This is a genomic window from Streptomyces sp. NPDC043853, from assembly GCF_056436025.1.
In genome coordinates this window covers 1-18558 of record NZ_JBWKDJ010000016.1, presented here as the reverse complement: position 1 = coordinate 18558, position 18558 = coordinate 1, and the positions used below count along the sequence as shown (strand labels likewise).

The 18558-nt window shown below is 73.9% G+C and carries 14 protein-coding genes; 12 read left to right on the top strand and 2 right to left on the bottom strand.

Annotated elements, in window-relative coordinates; translation table 11 throughout:
• Positions 1-37 precede the first annotated feature (37 nt).
• The 6 genes from AC067U_RS31330 (at position 38) to AC067U_RS31305 (ending at position 8961) form a co-directional block, all read left to right on the top strand.
• On the top strand, positions 38-2935 hold the full coding sequence (locus AC067U_RS31330; protein WP_478833199.1) for a lantibiotic dehydratase: 2898 nt from the start codon (positions 38-40) through the stop codon (positions 2933-2935).
• On the top strand, positions 2923-4029 hold the full coding sequence (locus AC067U_RS31325) for a lantibiotic dehydratase C-terminal domain-containing protein (protein WP_478833198.1): 1107 nt from the start codon (positions 2923-2925) through the stop codon (positions 4027-4029). The genes AC067U_RS31330 and AC067U_RS31325 overlap by 13 nt, the downstream gene beginning before the upstream one ends.
• Entirely contained in the window at positions 4026-5159 is a 1134-nt protein-coding gene (locus AC067U_RS31320; RefSeq protein ID WP_478833197.1) for a peptidase M50, read from the top strand. The genes AC067U_RS31325 and AC067U_RS31320 overlap by 4 nt, the downstream gene beginning before the upstream one ends.
• An 87-nt stretch (positions 5160-5246) precedes the next feature.
• Positions 5247-6257 carry an ABC transporter ATP-binding protein gene (locus AC067U_RS31315; RefSeq protein ID WP_478833196.1) on the top strand — a complete coding sequence of 337 codons (1011 nt, stop codon included), beginning with the start codon at positions 5247-5249 and terminating at the stop codon, positions 6255-6257.
• Positions 6254-7009 carry an ABC transporter permease gene (locus AC067U_RS31310; RefSeq protein WP_478833195.1) on the top strand — a complete coding sequence of 252 codons (756 nt, stop codon included), beginning with the start codon at positions 6254-6256 and terminating at the stop codon, positions 7007-7009. The genes AC067U_RS31315 and AC067U_RS31310 overlap by 4 nt, the downstream gene beginning before the upstream one ends.
• Positions 7006-8961 (top strand): TOMM precursor leader peptide-binding protein, encoded by a 1956-nt coding sequence (locus AC067U_RS31305; RefSeq protein ID WP_478833194.1) that lies wholly within the window; start codon positions 7006-7008, stop codon positions 8959-8961. Before AC067U_RS31310 ends, AC067U_RS31305 begins: the two co-directional genes overlap by 4 nt.
• A 79-nt stretch (positions 8962-9040) precedes the next feature.
• Here the strand turns inward: AC067U_RS31305 and AC067U_RS31300 are convergent, their stop codons facing one another.
• Entirely contained in the window at positions 9041-9214 is a 174-nt protein-coding gene (locus tag AC067U_RS31300; protein WP_007268044.1) for a thiazolylpeptide-type bacteriocin, read from the bottom strand.
• A 167-nt stretch (positions 9215-9381) separates the two neighbouring features.
• Between AC067U_RS31300 and AC067U_RS31295 the strand changes: the two genes are divergently transcribed.
• Positions 9382-10623, top strand: a complete 1242-nt coding sequence (locus AC067U_RS31295; RefSeq protein ID WP_478833193.1) for an amidohydrolase — start codon at positions 9382-9384, stop codon at positions 10621-10623.
• 304 nt (positions 10624-10927) lie between these two features.
• Here the strand turns inward: AC067U_RS31295 and AC067U_RS31290 are convergent, their stop codons facing one another.
• Positions 10928-11242, bottom strand: coding sequence for an EF-Tu C-terminal domain-related protein (locus AC067U_RS31290; RefSeq protein WP_478833192.1), 315 nt, complete (start codon positions 11240-11242; stop codon positions 10928-10930).
• A gap of 305 nt (positions 11243-11547) precedes the next feature.
• On the opposite strand from AC067U_RS31290, the gene AC067U_RS31285 reads away from it, so the two are divergent.
• The 5 genes from AC067U_RS31285 (at position 11548) to AC067U_RS31265 (ending at position 17581) form a co-directional block, all read left to right on the top strand.
• Positions 11548-12759: a 4-hydroxybenzoate 3-monooxygenase gene (locus AC067U_RS31285; protein WP_478833191.1), complete on the top strand. Its 1212-nt coding sequence runs from the start codon at positions 11548-11550 to the stop codon at positions 12757-12759.
• A 199-nt stretch (positions 12760-12958) separates the two neighbouring features.
• Positions 12959-14677, top strand: coding sequence for a methyltransferase (locus AC067U_RS31280; protein WP_478833190.1), 1719 nt, complete (start codon positions 12959-12961; stop codon positions 14675-14677).
• Positions 14678-14791: 114 nt separating this feature from the next.
• Positions 14792-14971 (top strand): hypothetical protein, encoded by a 180-nt coding sequence (locus AC067U_RS31275; protein WP_478833189.1) that lies wholly within the window; start codon positions 14792-14794, stop codon positions 14969-14971.
• A 207-nt stretch (positions 14972-15178) separates the two neighbouring features.
• Complete coding sequence (locus tag AC067U_RS31270; RefSeq protein WP_478833188.1) at positions 15179-16327, top strand: hypothetical protein; 1149 nt, start codon at positions 15179-15181, stop codon at positions 16325-16327.
• Positions 16328-16408: 81 nt separating this feature from the next.
• Positions 16409-17581 carry an amidase gene (locus AC067U_RS31265; protein WP_478833187.1) on the top strand — a complete coding sequence of 391 codons (1173 nt, stop codon included), beginning with the start codon at positions 16409-16411 and terminating at the stop codon, positions 17579-17581.
• The last annotated feature ends 977 nt before the right edge of the window (positions 17582-18558 follow it).

The window sequence follows — 18558 nt, the reverse complement described above, 5'->3', positions numbered from 1 at the left end:
GACGGCGGAACCGGAACCGACGGGCGGAACGGGAGCGATGACCGGAACGGGAGCGGCTCCGGACGCCATGTGGCGGACCGGTGAGCACCTCGTGCTACGGGTGGCCGGCCTTCCGGCCGATGCCGTGGCCGGGCTGCGCTGCCCCGGCACGGCCGACTGGGCCCGCCGGGTGCTCGCCGCCGAGGCGGCCCTGCGCGCGGAGGCCGGGCGGTTCGGCGACCTCCTGCACCGGGCGGTGGCCGCGACCGACCCGGCGCCCGACGGCCCGGGCGCAGCCGCCCGCAGGGCGCTGCTGAAACTGCGCCGCCGGATCCACAACGGCCTGGCCCCGGAGCGTGCCGACGAGGCCGTGACCGCGCTCGCCGCGACCGACCCGGCGGCAGCCGTGGAACTGGCCGGCTGGCTGGCCCGGCACGGGGAGCTGGGCGCCCTGCTGGCGACGGGCGAGGCCCTGCTCACCGACGATCTCGCCTCGGGCCGACGGGAGTTGGCCGGACTGCTCGAGGACGACCGGCTGCGGCTGGGCCTGTTGTTGGCCTCGCCGGTGCTGGAGAGCCGTCTGGGCCCGCTGGCCGAGGCCGCGGCGGCCGGGACGGAGCCCACGGGCCGGGCCCGCAAGGCGGAACGGGCGGTGCTGTCGTACGTCTACCGGACGGCGTGCAAGACCAGCCCGTTCAGCACCTTCACCGCGCTGGCCACCGGGCGGTTCAGCGGCCCGGCGGAGCCGGGGCGGCTGCCGGAAGTCCGGATCCCCGACGGGTGGACGGGGCACGTCCGGCTGAACGTGGTGGTGCTGGCGCGGATCGCGGAACTGATCCTCTCCGACCCCGTGCGCCGCCGTGACCTGCCGCTGCAGCCGGCCTCCGGATGGGGCCTGGAGGGCGACCGGGTCCGGTACGTGCGCCGGTCGGTGACCGCGGGCGACGACTCGGCGGCGGTCACCTTCGACGCGGCTTCCGACCGGCTGTTCTTCCTGCGCCGCAGCGGCACCCTGGACCGGCTGCTGGCGCTGTTCGCCGAACGCGAGGGCCTGCGCCACCACGAGCTGGCCGAGTGGCTGGCGGCCGAGCACGGTGCGGGCCCCGAGGAGTGCGAGGCGTACATCGCGGCACTGCGGCGGCTCGGGCTGGTGCGGGTGCCGTGCCTGGACACCCGGGTGCACAGCGCGGATCCGCTGCGGTCCTTCCGAGAGGCCCTGACAGGTCTCGGCGCGGGCTGGGCGGACCGGCTGGCCGGGCTGCTGGAGGAGCCGGCGGCGCTCCTCGGCCGTTATCCGGCGGCCGGCCGGGACGAGCGGCGGAAGCTGCTCGCCGCGCTGCGGGCGGCGCTGCGCCTGGTGCAGGAAGAGCTGGGCGCCGCGGAGGCCGGGCTGCCACAGACGCTGGTGTACGAGGACGTCAGCGCCGGACGGGACCTGGCGGTTCCGGAACCGGACCTGACGGCGCTGCGCTCGGTGGAGCGGATCCTGCCCGCCTTCGACCTGACGCTGGCCCAGCGGATCACCTTCGAGGGCTTCTTCACCGCCCGGTACGGGCAGGGCGGCCGCTGCGAGGACCTCCTCGGGCTGGTGCACGACTTCCACGAGGACTTCTTCGACCAGTACCTGTCCTTCAGCGCGCGCCGTCGGCCGTACGACGAGCGCGGGGAGTACGTGCCGGAGGAGAACTGGCTGGGCCTGGCCGGGATCCGGGCGCTCGACGAGGCCCGGCGGGTGTTCACCGCCCGGATGCGGGCCGCCTGGGCGGCGTACGACGACCCCTCGGGGTCGGCCGAACTGCGTCTCCTCGAGCCGGACATCGCCGCCGTCGCGGCGGAACTCGTCTCGCTGGAGCGGGGTTTCGGGCCGCGCTGTCATCACCTGCAGTTCGGGACGGACCCCGAGAGCGGGAAGCCGCGCACGGTGCTGAACCGGGCCTACGGCGGACTGTCCTTCCCCTTCAGCCGGTTCACCCACGCGTTCGACGGTCCGGAGGGGGCCGGGGCGCCCGTGGGGGCGGACCGGGCCGAGGGAGCCGGTGCGCTGTCGCCCCGGCTGCGCGCGGCGAACACCGCGGCCGCACCAGCGGGTGCGGTGCTCGCCGAGGTCACGGGCGGACCCGTCACGACCAACCTCAACCTGCACGGCCGCCTCACCGACTACGAGATCGTCTGTCCGGGAGAGACCGGAAACCTGCCGGAGGACCGGCAGCTGCACCTGGCCGACCTGTACGCCGAGCACGATGCGGCGGCGGGGCGGGTGGTGCTCCGGTCGCGGCGGCTGGGCCGCGAGGTGGTCCCGGTCTACCTCGGCTACCTGGTGCCGCTGGCACTGCCCGCGATCCCCCGCACCCTGCTGCTGCTGTCGCCGTCCTCGATGTCCCCGCTCGACGTCTGGGCGGGCGTCCCGGAGGGCGTCCCGCGCGGGCAGGTCACCGTCCGGCCGCGGGTGGTGCACGGGGACCTGGTGCTGAGCCGGCGCAGCTGGACGACGACCGCGGGCGCACTGCCCGCGCAAGGCGCCCGTACGGCCGCGGATTTCCTCGCCTGGCAGCGGTGGCGACACGAACACGGCCTGCCGGAGCAGGTGTTCGCGACCGTGTCCACCGGTCCCGGTGGCACCGGCGGCGGGGCGGGCGGGGCGGGCGGGGCCAAACCGCAGTACGTGGACTTCGCGAGCCTGCTGTCGCTGGGCGCCTTCGAGGCGCTGCTGAGGGAGGGTTCCGACCGGGTCGTGCTGCGCGAGCCGCTGCCGGACCTGTCCGGAGCGCACGTACGGTCCGGACGCGGCGGGCACGTGGCCGAGTTCGCCGTGGAGACCTTCGGTGCCCCGTCCGCGCCCGCGCCCGCGCCCGCCTCCGCCTTCGCCGTTCCCACCCACACCCCCACCGCCGGCCCCACCACCACTCCCAGCACGATCGTTCCGGAACAGGAGGACGACATCCGATGTCCGAGCTGACCACCCCGGTGCCGCCGCGCGGCGCCTGGCAGGCGGTGCACGTCTTCTACGCGGCCAATCCGCAGCCGCTGCTGCTGAACTGCGTCCGCCCGCTGGTGGCGGGGCTGACGGCGGAGGGCCTGATCTCGGGCCACTTCTTCATCAACTACTGGCTGGAGGGGCCGCACGTACGGCTGCGGCTGCGGCCGTCCTCCCCGGAGGCCGAGGGCGAGGTACGGCGGCGCACGGAGGAGGCCGTCGGCGCCTTCCTCAAGGCGCGGCCGGCGCTGTACCAGGTGGACTCCGGTTTCCTCAACGAGTTCTACAACACCCTCTTCGACATCGAGTTCCCGGACGGGGACCGGGCCTCGTTCATGGGGGCCGACGGCCGGATGAACCTGCGGCCCAACAACTCCTTCGCCTGGGTGCCGTACGAGCCGGAGTACGGCAAGTACGGAGGCCCCGCCGGGGTGGAGCTCGCCGAGTGGCACTTCGCGCACTCCAGCGACCTGGTGACGGACGCGCTGGGGCGGATGAACCTGCACCTGCGCACTGTCCTGCTGGGCACCTCGGCCCAGCTGATGATGGTGATGGCCGGAGTCTTCCTGCCGGACCGGGAGGAGCTCGCCGACTACCTGGACTCGTACTACGAGTTCTGGCACAAGGCGTTCCCCGGGACCGGGTTCATCGGGACGGACGAGTACGACCGGAACTGGGCCTCGACGGGGCCGGGGCTGGCCCGCCGGTTCGCTGCCGTGCGGACGGCGCTGGCCTCCGGGGACACGGCGCTGCTGCCGGCCTTCCTCGGCGGCTGGGCGGAGCACTGCCGTGAGCTGCGGGACCGGGCCGCCGCCCTGGCGGAGGCCGGGGAGCTGGTGTTCCGGTCCTGGGACGGTACCCGGGACGAGAAGGTGACCGATGCCGCGGAAGCCCTGCCCCGGCTGCTCTCCCCGTACATGCACATGACCAACAACCGGTTGCACGTGACAATCCGGGACGAGGCGTACCTCGCCCACCTGCTGGGCCGGGTGCTGCGCGAGGAAGGGGCGGACGGCGACCCGGATGCGGCGGCGGTGGCGGCTCCGGCGGTGCAGGACCCGGCGGTGGCACCGTGACCGGCAGCGAGTCCGCGGCCCGGACGGCGGCCGCCGCTTCGCTGCTGGAGCACCGGCCCGCGCTGCGCCCCGAGGTGCTGCTGTCCCCTCCGCTGCTGAACGGCCCGGCCATCGTGCACCTGGTCAAGGACCCGGTGTCGGGCGCGGCGTTCGAGATCGGCGCCAAGGAGCACTTCCTGGTGTCGCGACTGGACGGCAAGCGGAGCCTCGCCGAGATCAGCGCCGCCTACGGACGGGAGTTCGGGCGGCGGTTGGACGAGCGCAACTGGCAGCAGCTGCTGGCCCTCCTCGGCAGCAGGCGGCTGCTGGCCGGCGGCCCGCCGCCGGCCGCTCCCGAACGTCCCGCCAAGCCCTGGGAGGGGACGGTGCTGCGCGGGAGCGTGCGGCTGGTCGCGGACGCGGACGCGGCGACCGCCCGGCTGCACCGGGTGCTGCGGCCGCTGCTCCACCCGGTGCCGGCGGTCCTGCTGCTCACCGCCTGCCTGGTGATGGAAGTACTGCTGGCCACCCGCGTCGGGCGGCTCGCGGACGACCTGGGGTGGGTGCTGCGACAGCCCGTGGCGCTCCTGGCCGTGGCCACGCTGCTGTGGGCGAGCACGGCGTTACACGAGTTCGCGCACGGTGTCGCCGCCCGGCACACCGGGGGCCGGGTCGGCGAGATCGGGCTGCGCTGGCGGCTGCCCGTCGCGATCATGTACTGCCGGGTCGACAACTACCGCTATCTGCCGCGCCGCCGCGACCAGGCGGCGGTGGCCGGCGCGGGCGCCTTCGCCAACCTGCTGTTCCTGCTGCCCTTCTGGGGCTGGTGGGCGGCGCTGCCGGCCGGTGACCCCACCGCCCGGGTGCTGTCGGCGCTGCTGCTGCTCGGCAGTCTGCAGGCCCTGGTCAACCTGGTGCCGCTGCCCCCGATGGACGGCTACGCCCTGCTCGGGCACATCCTGCGGGTGACCCGGCTGGCTCCGGCCGCGTCGGCGTACGCCCGGCTGCGGATGCGCGACCGGGCGGCGGCGAACGCGTACCCGGCACGGGCCCGCCGGATCTACCTCGGCTACACCCTCGGCTCGGCGTTACTCGTGTTACTGACGGCGGGCGGGGCAGCCGTTGCCGGCTGGCACGCCGTCACCCGGTGACGGCTGCCCGCTCCCCCGCTCCCTCCCCGGCTCCCCCCGAGCCCCCTCCACGCACCATCCGCTCACCACACCGAGGACGCACCGCCCATGACCACTGACCCCACCCAGCCTCCCGAGGCCACCGCCCTCTCGGTGCGGGACGTCCACAAACGCTACGGCGACCGCCAGGCGGTGGCCGGGGTGTCCCTGGACGTACGCGCCGGGGAGTTCTTCGGCCTGCTCGGCCCCAACGGCGCCGGCAAGACCACGCTCGTCGAGATCATGGAGGGGCTGCGGCAGGCCGACTCCGGAACGGTGACCGTGCTCGGCCACAGCCCCTGGCCGCGGAACACCGCCCTGCTGCCCCGGATGGGCGTGCAGACCCAGAGCTCGGCGTTCTTCGTCCGGCAGACCGCTCGCGAGCACCTGGTGACGGTGGCCGGGCTGTACCGGGCCGACCGGTCCGCGGCGGACGCCACCCTGGCCTCGGTCGGACTGACCGAGCAGCAGGACGTACTGGTGGAGAACCTCTCCGGCGGCCAGCGCCAGCGCCTGGCCATCGCCTCGGCGCTGGTGCACGGGCCGGAGCTGATCTTCCTGGACGAGCCGACGGCCGCGCTGGACCCGCAGGCCCGCCGGGACCTGTGGGAGGTGCTGCGCGGCCTCAAGCGGGCGGGCCGGACCATCGTGTACACCACCCACCACCTCGACGAGGCCGAAGCGCTCTGCGACCGGGTCGCCATCATGGTCGCCGGGCGGCTGGCCGCGCTGGACACCCCGCACGAGCTGGTACGGGCGGCCGGCGCTCCGGCCCGGCTGCTGGTGCCGGCCGGGCGGATCGACCTGGCCCGGGCCGCGGACCTGCCCGGGGTCGACCGGGCGAGCGAGCAGGGCGGGTCGCTGGTGCTGGAGACGGCCGCGCCCGGCCGGGTGCTGCAGGCCGTGGACGCCCTCACCGGCCTCGACGGGGTGCTCACCCGCACCGCGACCCTGGAGGACGTCTACCTCGAACTCACCGGCGCGGCAGGGGAACAGGCCGCCGCCGCAACCGCCACCTCCACCTCCGCCACTTCCCCCACTTCCCCCGCCGCCCCCACCGCCACGGAGTACCAGGCATGAGCGCGTACACGGCCCTGACGGCCGCCGGCTACCGGGCCCAGGTCCGGGACAAGGCCACCCTGTTCTTCACCTTCGCCTTCCCGCTGCTGTTCCTCGTCGTGTTCGGGCTGATCTTCAGCGGGCAGGACGTGGAGGAGTCAGGCCGGCCCTACATCTCGTACATCGCGCCGGGCGTGATGTCCTGGGGCGTCGCCAACGCGGCCGTGTTCGGCATCGCGTTCACCCTCATGCAGTGGCGCCGGGACGACCTGCTGCGGCTGATCCGGCTCTCCCCGACCCCGCTGACCACCGTGCTGGCCTCCCGATACGTGCTGGCGCTCGTGGTGGGCGTGGTGCAGGCCGCGGTGTTCGTGGCGGTGGCGATGCTGCCCGGCTTCGGACTCGAACTCGACGGCCGCTGGCCGCTGGTGCTGCCCGCGCTGATCCTGGGCATCACGGCGTTCATGGCGATCGGAGTGATCGTCGGAACGTTCGCCAACACCCCGGAGGCGGTGGCCGCGATCGCCAACTGCCTGATGGTGCCGATGGCGTTCCTGTCCGGTTCCTTCCTGCCGCTGGACATGATGCCGGACTGGCTGCGCCAGGTGTCGCGGGTGCTGCCGCTGCGCTACCTCAACGACGCCGCGTCCGGCGCCCTGACCGGGACGGGCTCGCTCGGCACCATCTGGACCGGCTTCGCAGCGCTCGCCGGGTTCGCGGTGGTGTTCGGGCTGATCGGGCTGAAGACCTTCCGCTGGAGCAACCGGACATGACGACCGCGACTGCCCCTTCCGTCGCGCCCCGCCCGGCCGCGGCCGTACCGCTGGAGGCGGCCCGGGCCGCGCTGCAGGCGGCGCTGGGCGAGGCCGGCCCGGCCGTGGTCACCATCGGCGTGCACGACGCCCTTCGCCCGCCCCGGGACGACCCGTACGCGGCGGTGCGGGCCGGGGCGCGGGTGCACCTGACCGCGCAGGCCGTCCTGCTCGGCCCATGGGGCGGCGACGGCACCGCCCCGGCCTGCGGCCGCTGTCTGGCGATGCGCTGGCAGCGGCTGCGCAGCCGCTCCGAGCGCGATGCCCTGGAGACCGGGAGCGGACCGCTGACCCCGGTCGCCGCCGGCTGGCCGCGGCTGCCCGCCCATCTGGTGGACGCGGTCCGCGCGCTGCACGCGGCTGTCATGGCCGGCACGGTCCGGGCCCCCGGGGACACGGCCGCCGACCGGGCTCTGCCCCAGGTCAGCCGATTGGATCTGAAGACGCTCCAGGTGCGTTCGTACCCGCTGCTGGCCGACCCGCTGTGCCCGGACTGCGGGCCTCGGGGCACCGACGCCCCCTCGCCCTTCACCCCCGAGTCGCGGCCGAAGCCGGCGCCGGGTGCGCAGCGGCTGCGGGCGGCGGACTCGTTTCCGATGCCGTACGCGGCGCTCGCCAACCCCGTCACCGGTGTGCTCGGCGGCGGCACCTGGATCAACGTCACCTCGCCGACCACGGCGCCGGTCGCGGGCAGCGTGTTCATGCGCGGCTACGCGGGGCTGACGGACGTGACGTGGAGCGGGCAGGGCAACAGCTTCGCCCGCAGCCGGGACCTGGCCCACCTGGAGGGCCTGGAGCGGTACGCGGGCACCCACCGGCGGACGGGGTCGGTCCTGCGGCTCGCCTCGTACGAGGAGTTGTACGGCGAGCTGGGCGACGCGGTGCTGGATCCCGCCTCGTGCGGGTTCTACACCGAGGAGACGTACCGGTACGACCCGCTGGTGTCCCCGTTCGACCCGGCCCGGCCCATTCCGTGGGTGTACGGGCACTCGCTGCGCGACGACCGGTCCGTGCTGGTACCGGCCCGGCTGGTGCACTACAGCGCGGGCCTGGCCGCGGACAACTTCGTCTTCGAGTGCTCCAACGGGTGTGCCATCGGCAGCTGCCTCGAGGAGGCCCTGCTGGGGGCGCTGCTGGAGCTGATCGAGCGGGACGCCTTCCTGCTGGCCTGGTACGGCGGTCAGCGGCTCACCGAGATCGACCTCTCGTCCGTGCCCGGGGGCGCGGTCCGGGCGATGGCCGACCGGGCCGCCCTCCAGGGCTACGACGTGCACGCCTTCGACAACCGGATCGACCTGGGCGTGCCCGTGGTCACGGGCCTGGCTGTGCGCCGGGACGGCGGACCGGGCCTGTTCTCGTTCGGGGCCGGGGCGGCGATGGATCCGGGCGCGGCGGTCGAGGCGGCGCTGTCGGAGGTGCTGACGTACATTCCGCACCTGCCCGGGCAGGTGGCGGAGCGGCGCACCGAACTGGAGGCGATGGCGGCCGACTTCGGGCGGGTGCTGCACCTGAAGGACCACGCCCAGCTGTACGGGCTGCCGGCCATGGCCGGGCACGTGCGGCCGTACCTGGAGCCGGTCGCCGTGCGGGCGCTCGGCGAGGTGTACGGCCCGGCGCGGCCGGCCCCGCCGGTCTCCGCGGATCTGCGCGACGACCTGCTGTACTGCGTGGGCGAGCTGACGCGGGCCGGGCACGACGTGATCGTGGTGGACCAGACGACGCCTGAGCAGTCGCGGATCGGGCTGCGGACGGTGTGCGCGATCGTTCCCGGGCTGCTGCCCATCGATTTCGGGTGGGCGCGGCAGCGGGCCCCGTACCTGCCGAGGCTGCGCAGTGCGGCGCGGCGGGCCGGTCTGCGGGACACGGACCTGACGGACCGGGAGATCCGGATGGTGCCGCACCCCTTCCCCTGACCGCGGGGCCCCGGGCCGGAGGACGCCCCCGGACCCGCGCGAGCGGGGTCCGGGGGCGTCCGGCTGCCGGTGCCCGGGATCAGGCGGAGCAGGAGGTGGTGCTGGTGGTGGAGGAACAGGTCGAGGTCGAGGAGCAGCTCGTGGAACCGGCCAGGACGACCTCGCTGGCATCCGAGTAGTCGGAGATCTCGAAGGTCTCGGACTCCAGCTCCAGGATCTCGTCGGCGAGGGAGGCGAGCGGCGACTTCTCCATGATGTCTCCTTGGGTAGAGGCTGTTTCGGGGTGTCGGCCGCGCTCGGGTCGGGGCGGCCCGGGTTCATGAGAACCCGGGCCGCCCGCACACCACCCCTCGTACCGCTGACACGTTCTGTCAGCGGAGTGTCATCGGCGGTCTCCCGGGCGGGCGGGAGGCTGGTGGTATGACCGACCGCCTCGCCGCTCTGCTCCGCCCGTTGACCGAGTTCTACCTGGACGTGCACCGCCGCCCGGACCTGTCCGGGGCGGAGGCACGGACGGCGGGGCTGTTCGCCGCCCGGCTCACGGAGGCCGGAATGGAGGTCGTCGGCGGGGTGGGCGGGCACGGGGTGGTGGGGGTGCTGCGCAACGGCGACGGGCCGACGGTGCTGCTACGGGCCGAACTAGACGCCCTGCCGGTTCGGGAGGAGACCGGCCTGCCGTACGCGGCGGAGGGCGGTGCGGCGCATGCCTGCGGGCACGACCTGCACCTGGCGTCGGCGGCCGGTGCCGCCGCGCTGCTGGCGGAGGGGCGTGCGGGCTGGCAGGGGACGCTGATGGTGGTGGGGCAGCCTGCCGAGGAGACCCTGGAGGGGGCCCGGGCGATGCTCGCCGACGGCCTGTACGAGCGGTTCGGGCGGCCGGACGAGGTGCTGGCCCAGCACGCGGTGCCACTGCCGGCCGGAATGGTGGCGCACGGGTACGGTCCGATGACGGCGGGCAGCGTCACCTTCCGGGTGGTGGTGCACGGACGGGGCGGGCACGCGGGGGCGCCGCACCTGGCGGTGGACCCGGTGGTGACGGCCGCGCACGTGGTGGCGCGGCTGCAGACGGTGGTGGCCCGGGAGGCCGCGCCCACCGATCCGGTGGCGGTCACCGTCGGCTCCTTCCACGCCGGTGACCGGCCGAACGTGATCCCCGACCGGGCCGAACTCGGCGTCACGGTACGGGCGGTGGGCGATGCCGCGCTGGAGCGGGCGGCAGCGGGGGTGGAGCGGATCATCCGTGCCGAGTGCGCGGCCGCCGGCTGCCCGCGCGGTCCCGAGGTGGAGCGGGTGGGGTCCTCCCCGGTCACGCACCCCGATCCCGGGCTGACGCAGGCGCTGCGGGCGGCGCACGCCGCCGAGTTCGGGGCGGAGCGGGTGGCGATGTGGCCGCCGTCGCTGGCCACCGAGGACTTCGCCCTGTTCGGCGAGGCGGGGCGGGTGCTGCACGGGGCGGCCGGGATACGGCTGGGGTACTGGATGCTGGGCGTGACCGGGCCGGCCGCCTGGGCGCGGGCGGCCGGTGCGGGTGCGGCGGAGAAGCTGGCGGCTCTGCCCGCCAACCATTCCCCCGGGTTCGCGCCCGATCCGCGGACCGCGATCCCGGCGGGCGTACGGGCACTGGTCGCGGCGGCCCGGGCGCGGCTGGGGCGGCCGGCCTGAGCGCCGGGGCCGTTCCGGCGGGGGACCCCTGACCGCGCTGGAGACCACCACGTCCTGGGAGGCATGGCACCACACCCGCTTCACCCGCACCCCGGAACGGGCCCGGCAGGCCATGGCCCTGATGACCGAGGCCCTGCTCACGTCCCGACCGGCCTCAACCCGGGGCCTCACAGCCCCGCGCAACGTCAAGCCCTGACGGCGGGCCGGGCGGGCAGGGCGGCGGGCGAGTCGGGCCGCCCGTCAGACGGCCCCGCCGTTCCCCGGGCCCTGCCCGCCGCGGTCGGGGCGTCGTACCCCCGGTGTTTCAGCCGATGAGCCGGGTCACCATTCCGGAGCCGACCGTCCGGCCGGTGTCACGGATGGCGAAGCACAGGCCCTTCACGATGGCGACGGGGTCGGTCAGGGTGACCGACACCGTGACGGGTTCGCCGGGCACGATCCGTTCGACGCCTTCGGGCAGGCCGACGACGCCCGTGACGTCGGCGCTGCGGATGTGGAAGTGGGCTCGGGCCCCTTCGGCCACGGAGGTCAGCCGACCGCCTTCTTGCTCGGTCAGGATGTAGATCTGCGCCTCGAATCTGCTGTGGGCGGCGGTGTGCCCGGGCGGCGTAGTCAGCACGGAGGTCCTTTCGAACGTGCGGTACTTCGCAGGCGTTCCCTGACATTCTTCACCCTATGGGGACAAATCCCTACAGGACGTTCGCGCGCGCCGGGTTCTCCGCGACGGAACGTCCTTTGCCGCACCATCGGCATGTCGCCCTCACCGGGACCCGGCCGGTGACCCCTCGTCCCGTATCCCGACTCCTCTTCGCGTCTGCCGCCCATCCGGTCCGGTGGTGTCGGCAGAATCCTTTTCCCGTTCTGCCGGGCATACGGGTGATCTTCGACGATCCGTCCTTCGTTCACTCCCTATGATCCTCCGCTGTGACAGAGAGTCAGTACGCCGGGGTCGCCAGGGACTCGGCCGATGTGGTGATCCTCGGCGCCGGTCCGGCCGGACTGGTGCTGGGGAACCTCTTACTCCGCAGTGGGGTCGACTGCGTCGTGCTGGAACGCGCCGACCTCGAACACCTCCGGAAGCGGGCCCGGGCCGGCTTCCTCGCCGCCCATACCGTGCGCGTCCTGGCGCGCAACGGCCTGGACGAGGGACTTCGTCGGCGCGGGCAGGAGCACGGGGTCTGCGAGTTCCGCACGGAAGCCGGTCGCTTCCGCCTGGACTACCGAAGCCTGGGCCGCGGCGAGCCGCACACCGTCTACCCCCAGCACGAACTCGTCGACGACCTGCTGACACGGTTCCTCGACACCGGCGGGCGGATCCGCTTCGGCACCGAGGCCACGGCCGTGGCCGACGCGGACGGCCCCAGCCCCTCGGTGACGGCCCGTGACCGGGACGGGCGTCCCGGGCGGTGGCGGGCCCGCTACGTGGCCGCCTGCGACGGCCGCCACGGCGCCGGCCGGCGCTCGCTCCCTCCCGGCGCCGTCCGCCGGTACCAACGCGACCACGGTGTCTCCTGGCTGGGCCTGCTGGCCCAGGCACCGCCGAGCATGGACGCCGTCGGCTACGCGCTCCACCCGCGCGGCTTCGCCGGGCACATGGCCCGCTCCGCCGGGATCACCCGCTACTACCTGCAGTGCGAGCGCGGGCACCGGGCCGAGGCGTGGAGCGAGGAGCGGATCTGGGACGAACTCGCCCTGCGTATGCGCGCGAGCGAGTACGGCGCCCTGCTTTCCGGCCCGATCGTCCAGCGGAGTGTCGTCGGACTCGAATCCGACGTGCTCGAACCGCTGCGGCACGGCTCGCTGTTCCTGGTGGGCGATGCCGCCGCGCTGATCAGCCCCGCCGCCGCCAAGGGAGCGAACCTCGCGGTGCTGGAGGCCGAGATCCTGGCCCACGCCCTCACCGACGCCCTCGTCCGCGGCGACGCCGAGCCTCTCGCCCGCTACTCGGAGCGGTGCCTGGCCCACATCTGGCGGGCGCAGGAGTTCTCGCACTGGATGATCCGCCTCCTGCACGACGTGCCGGAACCCGGGGACAGCACGGCCTTCCAGGAAGGACTGCGGCACTCCCGCATCGCCTCGCTGCGCGATTCCCGCATCACCCAGGACTGGTTCGCCGAGCACTACGTCGGTATCTGAGCGCCGTCCTCACCCTTCTCGCTCCCCCTCGCTCCCCCTCTCGCTCACCCCTCACCTCCCTTTTCCCCATCCCTCCCGGCGCGGCCCGGCAACGCCGGGGAGCCGACGTGCCCGTTCGCGGCCCGGTCCGGCATCCGCGCCCAGGACTTCCCCCCTCCTCAGATATGGACACGGAATGCGCTCCGAGGACTGCTTCATCATGCCCACGACCACCACGACGCCGCCCCTCGTCGACGACACGGCTCGGCTGAGCTCGGCGGCCGACTTCGTCCGCGAGCAGGACACCGCCGTGCTGCTGACGCGCGTGCTGCCCGGCCTCGACGGCCCGGAACTGCGGGCCCTGACGGACCGGTGCCGCTTCGCGCACGCCGCCGTGCTCGTCTTCCCACCCGACGAGCGCACCCTGCGCGCGCAGCTCTCGGCCTGCGGCCTGGCCGCCAACGCGGCGGCCCAGCCGAGCGTGGTGGTCCGCGACCGCCTCGCCGCGCGCCACCACCGCGACCCCGCGGATCTTGACGTAAGGATTCTCCGTCCTGCGGTCCGCGGACCGCAGGGAGAGCACCGTGCGGTCGAGGTGTTCGCCCTGACCGTCCCCCCGGGTTCCGGTCCGGCCGGGATCGCCGCCCTGGAACGCCGCCAGGACCACGAGGCCCACCTGGCCTTCGAGGTCGTCCGGCCCGACCCCCTGGTACTGCGCGGGCTGTTGGCGAGCTTCACGCGGTACGGCGCCACGCCCGACGGCGGCGGCTACAACCCGCACGAGGACGGGACCGTGTTCTACTTCGGCGCCCCGGCCGGCACCAAGACGCCCTACCGGCGGGTGGAGTTGTACGCGGGTGGCGATCACCGCGACGTGCTGACCGAGCACCTCGCGCCGCAGCCGGGCGGGGCGGAGCCGGCGGAAACGCTTCTCCGATTGCTGACCGGTGCCTGGACCACCCAGGCCCTGGCCGCCTGCGCGGAACTCCGGCTCCCCGAAACGCTCCACCGGCACCCGGGCGCGGATGCAGCGGAGCTGGCACGGGAGGTGGGCGCCCATCCACGGAGCCTGGCGACCCTGCTGCGGTACCTCGCCATGCTGGGCGTGGTGGCCGAAGGGCCGGACGGGTACCGCCTCACCCCTGTCGGCGCGCTCCTGGACGCGGAGGCCCCGTGCTCGATGCGGCCCCTTGCCCTGATGTACGGGGGCCCGTTCTACCGGTCCTTCGCCCACCTGGTCCACACCGTACGGACCGGGCAGCCCGGCTTCGAGCACCTGTACGGCGAGAACCACTTCGACCATTTCGCCCGCCACCCCGAACTCTCCACGTTGTTCGACCGGTCCATGGCGGCCTCCGCCGCCCTCTTCGACCCCCTCCCCGCACACCCGGTCCTCGCAGCCGCCGCCGGCGCCCCCGGTCGCCCCCGCACCGTGGTCGACATCGCGGGCGGCACCGGAGAACTCCTCGGCCGCGTCCTGACCGCCCACCCCACCCTGCGCGGCGTCCTGCTCGAACGCCCCCAGGTACTCGCCGCGGCCCGTACCCGCCTCGACGCCGGCGCCGCCGGCGCACGCTGCGAGTACCGGGCGGGGGACTTCGCGGACGTACCGCCGGGTGCTGACGTCTACCTGCTCTCCCGGGTCCTGCACGACTGGGACGACGACCGGTGCCGGACCATCCTGCGGCACTGCGCCGAGGCCATGCCCCCGCACGCCGACCTCCTGATCCTCGAACGCCTGCTGCCGGAACGCCGGATGCCGACGGACACCGCCGCGTCGCTCGCCACCGCCTGGGACCTCCACATGATGTGCAACACCGGCGGCCAGGAGCGCACCGCCGACCACTACGCCCGGCTGCTCGGGGACTGCGGGCTCCGGCTCGTCGGCCACACCCCCCTCCCGCTGGGCGCGCACACCCTGCACGCCCGCAGGTCCTGACGGCCTGTTCGGCACGGTGCGGCCGGACGGCCCGGAAGCATGGCGTGACCACGTCCGCAGCCGTCCGGCCGGGGCCGGGGTCCGGGCCACCGGCCGGCGCCGGTGGAGGACACGGTGGCGATGATGCACCTGATCCTGGCGGGGATCCCCGCCCACTACCCCCGGCTGCGCATGCTGGCCTCCCACTTGGGCGGAGTACTGCCGCTGCTGCCCCGGCGCCTCGACGACCACCTGGCCTTCGAGTCCCCCCGCACCCCCGAGCTGCCGTCGGCGGCCGTCCGCCGCCTCTGGTAACTCGATACCAACGCGGCGCGGCTGCTGGGCCTGAGCGGCGGTCACTGACGGATCCGGAAGGCCGGGCCGATGGCCGGGGGTTCCGGTGTCGGAGAACGGTTCGGTCATGCTGTCGCCGACCACATGACGCCGGCGGGTCGGCCAGCTCCCGCGTTCCGGGGGGACCTTAGGATGATCGACGAACGATCAGACCGGGGGAGAAGAACCATGCCAGTCACATGGCAGCACGAAGCGGCCCAACTCCGTGACGCAGCCCTGTTCATAGGGCTGCCGGATCCGACGCTGTGGTCGGGACCCCCGGTCGCGGAGAGTGCGATCGCCCCGTGGATGGAGGAGGTCAAGTTCTTCACCACGATCGAGATCGACTCCGTCCTCACCATCCACAGCCGTTCGGGCAACTCCTTCGAGCTGTACGGGAAAGGACGCCACTTCCTCAATCCGGTCCGGCTGGCACGCTACGCGCCGTACGCGATCGCGGCGGAGAGCGCCGAGGAGAACCCGCAGATCCTCGCCCGGGCGCGGATCGCATGGCGGGAGTACGTGGACGGCATAGCACGGCGCATCGGCCCTCCCGTCAGCGTCACGGAGGACGAGGCCGCAGTGCCGGAAGCCGTCTGGCGCCCCGGGGGCGAGGAAGGCCCCCACCTCCGCCTCTGGATGAACTGCTCGTACGGACTGCACCCGGACAGCCCGCTGTTCACCAGGATCGCCGGCCGTGTGCTGGTCCGCCTCGACGCACACGCCCCGGAGGGCATGGCCGGCGTCACGCCCCGGTCCGTGACCGGGGTCAACGACGTGCCGGAGCGGATTCCGGAGTGGTATCAGGAGTACGCGGTCGAGCAGGCTCGGCTCGAATTCGAGGCACCGGACGACGAGGACCGGCTGGTCGCACGGGTTCAGCAGGTACTGGGCGGCGCGCTCAGGAGCGACGGATCGATCCTGGAGTACCTGGCGCAGCTGGCCGCGACACCGGTCGAGTCACACCCGGACACCGACTCGTACCTCTGGCAGCACAGCTTCCAGCACCCCGACGCTCCCCAGGGCCGGCTTCCCGCGATCCACATGGCGCGCGTGATCAGCGTCCTCGCGAACAAGACGACGGACGGATCGGCGCGAACGCCGGAGAGCGTGGAGCCCGGCCTCACCCTCCACTACTACGACGTCTTCGACCCCCGCATGCAGAACGCGCTCGCCCTCACCGGGAGGGAGGCCTGCGCGCTGTGGCGGTCGATCCGCTCGTCGTACGAGCGGTCCATCACGGGCAAGACGTACATCATCACCCCGCAGGACGTCCTGGACCGCCTGACCTCCACCGCCCTCGCGGCCACCCAGGACTCCCCGGCCGGTCCCTCCTGAGACCTCCGGTCCGGTGGGCACGCACCCCTTCACCGGGGCCGGTGTCGGGGCGGCCGCACGCGCTGAACCAGGAGAACGCCTGTGATCACCACGGATGAGTACGCGGGCCTGTCCGCCCTGGACATCGCCCGGCTGGTGGGGCGCGGCGACGCGACGGCCGTCGATGTCGTCACCGCTGCGCTCACCCGTATCGGCGAGCGCGACGCGGAACTGCGGGCGTTCACGGAGGTCTGGGTCGACCAGGCCCTGGCCCGGGCGGCTCGCGTGGACGCGCAGATCGCCCGCGGTGCCCGGCTGCCGCTGGCGGGTGTGCCGATCGGCGTCAAGGCCGGCGAGGGCCCCGACTCGTACCAGAACACGCGTCTGGTGGCGGCCGGATGCGTTCCGGTCGGTGCCACGTCGATGCCGCGCACCGGGCGCGGCTGGCAGACGTACGGGCACACCGACCGGGGGCCCACTCTGCACCCGCTCAACCCGGCTTGGTCTCCGGGCGGGTCGTCGGCAGGCTCGGCGGCGGCGGTCGCCGCGGGCCTGGTCCCGCTGGCCAGTGGATCCGACGGTGCCGGATCGGTGCGCATCCCGGCCGCCTGGTGCGGCATCGTGGGGTTCAAGCCCACCAACGGGCTCCTGCCCGCCCGGGACCGCGCGGGACTGAACTCACCCGGCGTCCTGGTCCGCACCGTTCCCGATGCCCTCGCCTACCTCGACGCGGTAGACGACGGACCGCCCGTGGCAGCCCTTCGCGGTTCCGTGTCTCCCCTCACCGCCGTCTGGTCCGCCACCCTGGGCTACGCGGACACCGACCCCGCGGTCGTCGCCGTCGCCCGGCGCGCCGTGGACCGACTCGCCGCGGGCGGGCTGATCGTCCTGGACGAGGACACCGAGCTGAGGCTCCTCGACCCGGCTCCCGCGTGGACGGCCCTCCGCGCGGGTTCGGCCTCCCCCGACGACGTCAGAGCGGTGACCACGACGAATGACGAACGGCTGGCCGAGTGCTTCGCGCGATCCGGCCTGATCCTGACGCCCACCACGCCGTACCCACCGCACGGCCACGACGGCCCCGGCTCCCGGATGAACGTCACCTTGACCTGGGCATTCAACCTGAGCGGGCACCCGGCCATCAGTCTGCCGGCCGGAACCACCCTCCAGGGGCAGCCCGTCGGCCTCCAGATCGTGGCGCCGCCCCACCGCGAACGGGAACTCCTGGCCTTCGCCGACCGCGCCACCCGCACGGCACCATTCCGCACGCCCTGATCGGTGCGGCCGGATCGATGCGCCCTGATCGGTGCGGCCGGATCGGTGCGGCCGGATCGGTGCGGCCGGATCGCGTGCCACCCCCACCCGCACGCCTGGCCGACACGGCCCGTCTCTGCCCTGATGATCGAGGCCCGGGGCGCGACCGGACAGCCCTGGGCCCGGGGCCTGCAACGTTCAGCGGGAAGGGTTCAGTCATGGACGACCACTTCGCCGGCGCTCTGCTGGTGCTGCGCAGGTTCATCGGCGTACCGCTCCCGGCCACCGCGTACGGGAGTCCGTGCTCGCCGACGGCGGGCGTGGGGTTCTCGGTGAGCCAGGCGGCGGTATGGCGCAGGGCTCCGGCGTACCACCAGGTGCCGTGTTCCCGGCCGTGGCGGGTGGGCAGGTCCACGAGAACGGCCTGCCCCTCGGCGTCGACGAGGCGGATCAGGATGCGGTCCGCGTCGGGGCGGAGCATGGCGCGGATGCGCCAGTCGGGTCCATGACGCCCAGGATCCCCTGTGCGAAGCCGTCTACGACCTGACCTGTTGGGCTTGATTCCGCACGTCTCCGAAAAACGCCCAGCTGAGCCCCCGAGGCCTTCGATTCGGCGGCCGGAGTGGCCCGGGACACACATCGATGGGGGTACGGCCGGCCACGGAAGGTGAGAATCGGGGCCCCGTCCGGTGAGGCGCCCCACAGGACCCAGGTCACATACGACCCGGGACAGTAGCCCTGATGGGCGCCCTTCCGCCGCATGACCGGGCCCGCCCGCCCCGCGGCCGGACCGTCCCGTCCCTTCCACTACCCCCGCTCGTAGACGGGGGTCGTTGCCAGCCCGCCGGGGGCCTGGCTAACTGGTTCTCGTCGCCACGGCGGCCGGGCCGACCGCCCGCCGCAGACGAACCCCTCTCCTCCGCGTGAGTGGCTCACGCATGCCCCAGGCATGCAAGCGACCGCCCTTGTCCCCTTCGGAAGGCTCTACGTGTCCGTCT

Bases quoted from the DNA above. Each gene is read 5' to 3' on its own strand.
- AC067U_RS31315 (WP_478833196.1), top strand. From the start codon at position 5,247: ATGACCACTGACCCCACCCAGCCTCCCGAGGCCACCGCCCTCTCGGTG.
- AC067U_RS31330 (WP_478833199.1), top strand. From the start codon at position 38: ATGACCGGAACGGGAGCGGCTCCGGACGCCATGTGGCGGACCGGTGAG.
- AC067U_RS31295 (WP_478833193.1), top strand. From the start codon at position 9,382: ATGACCGACCGCCTCGCCGCTCTGCTCCGCCCGTTGACCGAGTTCTAC.
- AC067U_RS31300 (WP_007268044.1), bottom strand. From the start codon at position 9,214: ATGGAGAAGTCGCCGCTCGCCTCCCTCGCCGACGAGATCCTGGAGCTG.
- AC067U_RS31325 (WP_478833198.1), top strand. From the start codon at position 2,923: ATGTCCGAGCTGACCACCCCGGTGCCGCCGCGCGGCGCCTGGCAGGCG.
- AC067U_RS31280 (WP_478833190.1), top strand. From the start codon at position 12,959: ATGCCCACGACCACCACGACGCCGCCCCTCGTCGACGACACGGCTCGG.
- AC067U_RS31270 (WP_478833188.1), top strand. From the start codon at position 15,179: ATGCCAGTCACATGGCAGCACGAAGCGGCCCAACTCCGTGACGCAGCC.
- AC067U_RS31305 (WP_478833194.1), top strand. From the start codon at position 7,006: ATGACGACCGCGACTGCCCCTTCCGTCGCGCCCCGCCCGGCCGCGGCC.
- AC067U_RS31310 (WP_478833195.1), top strand. From the start codon at position 6,254: ATGAGCGCGTACACGGCCCTGACGGCCGCCGGCTACCGGGCCCAGGTC.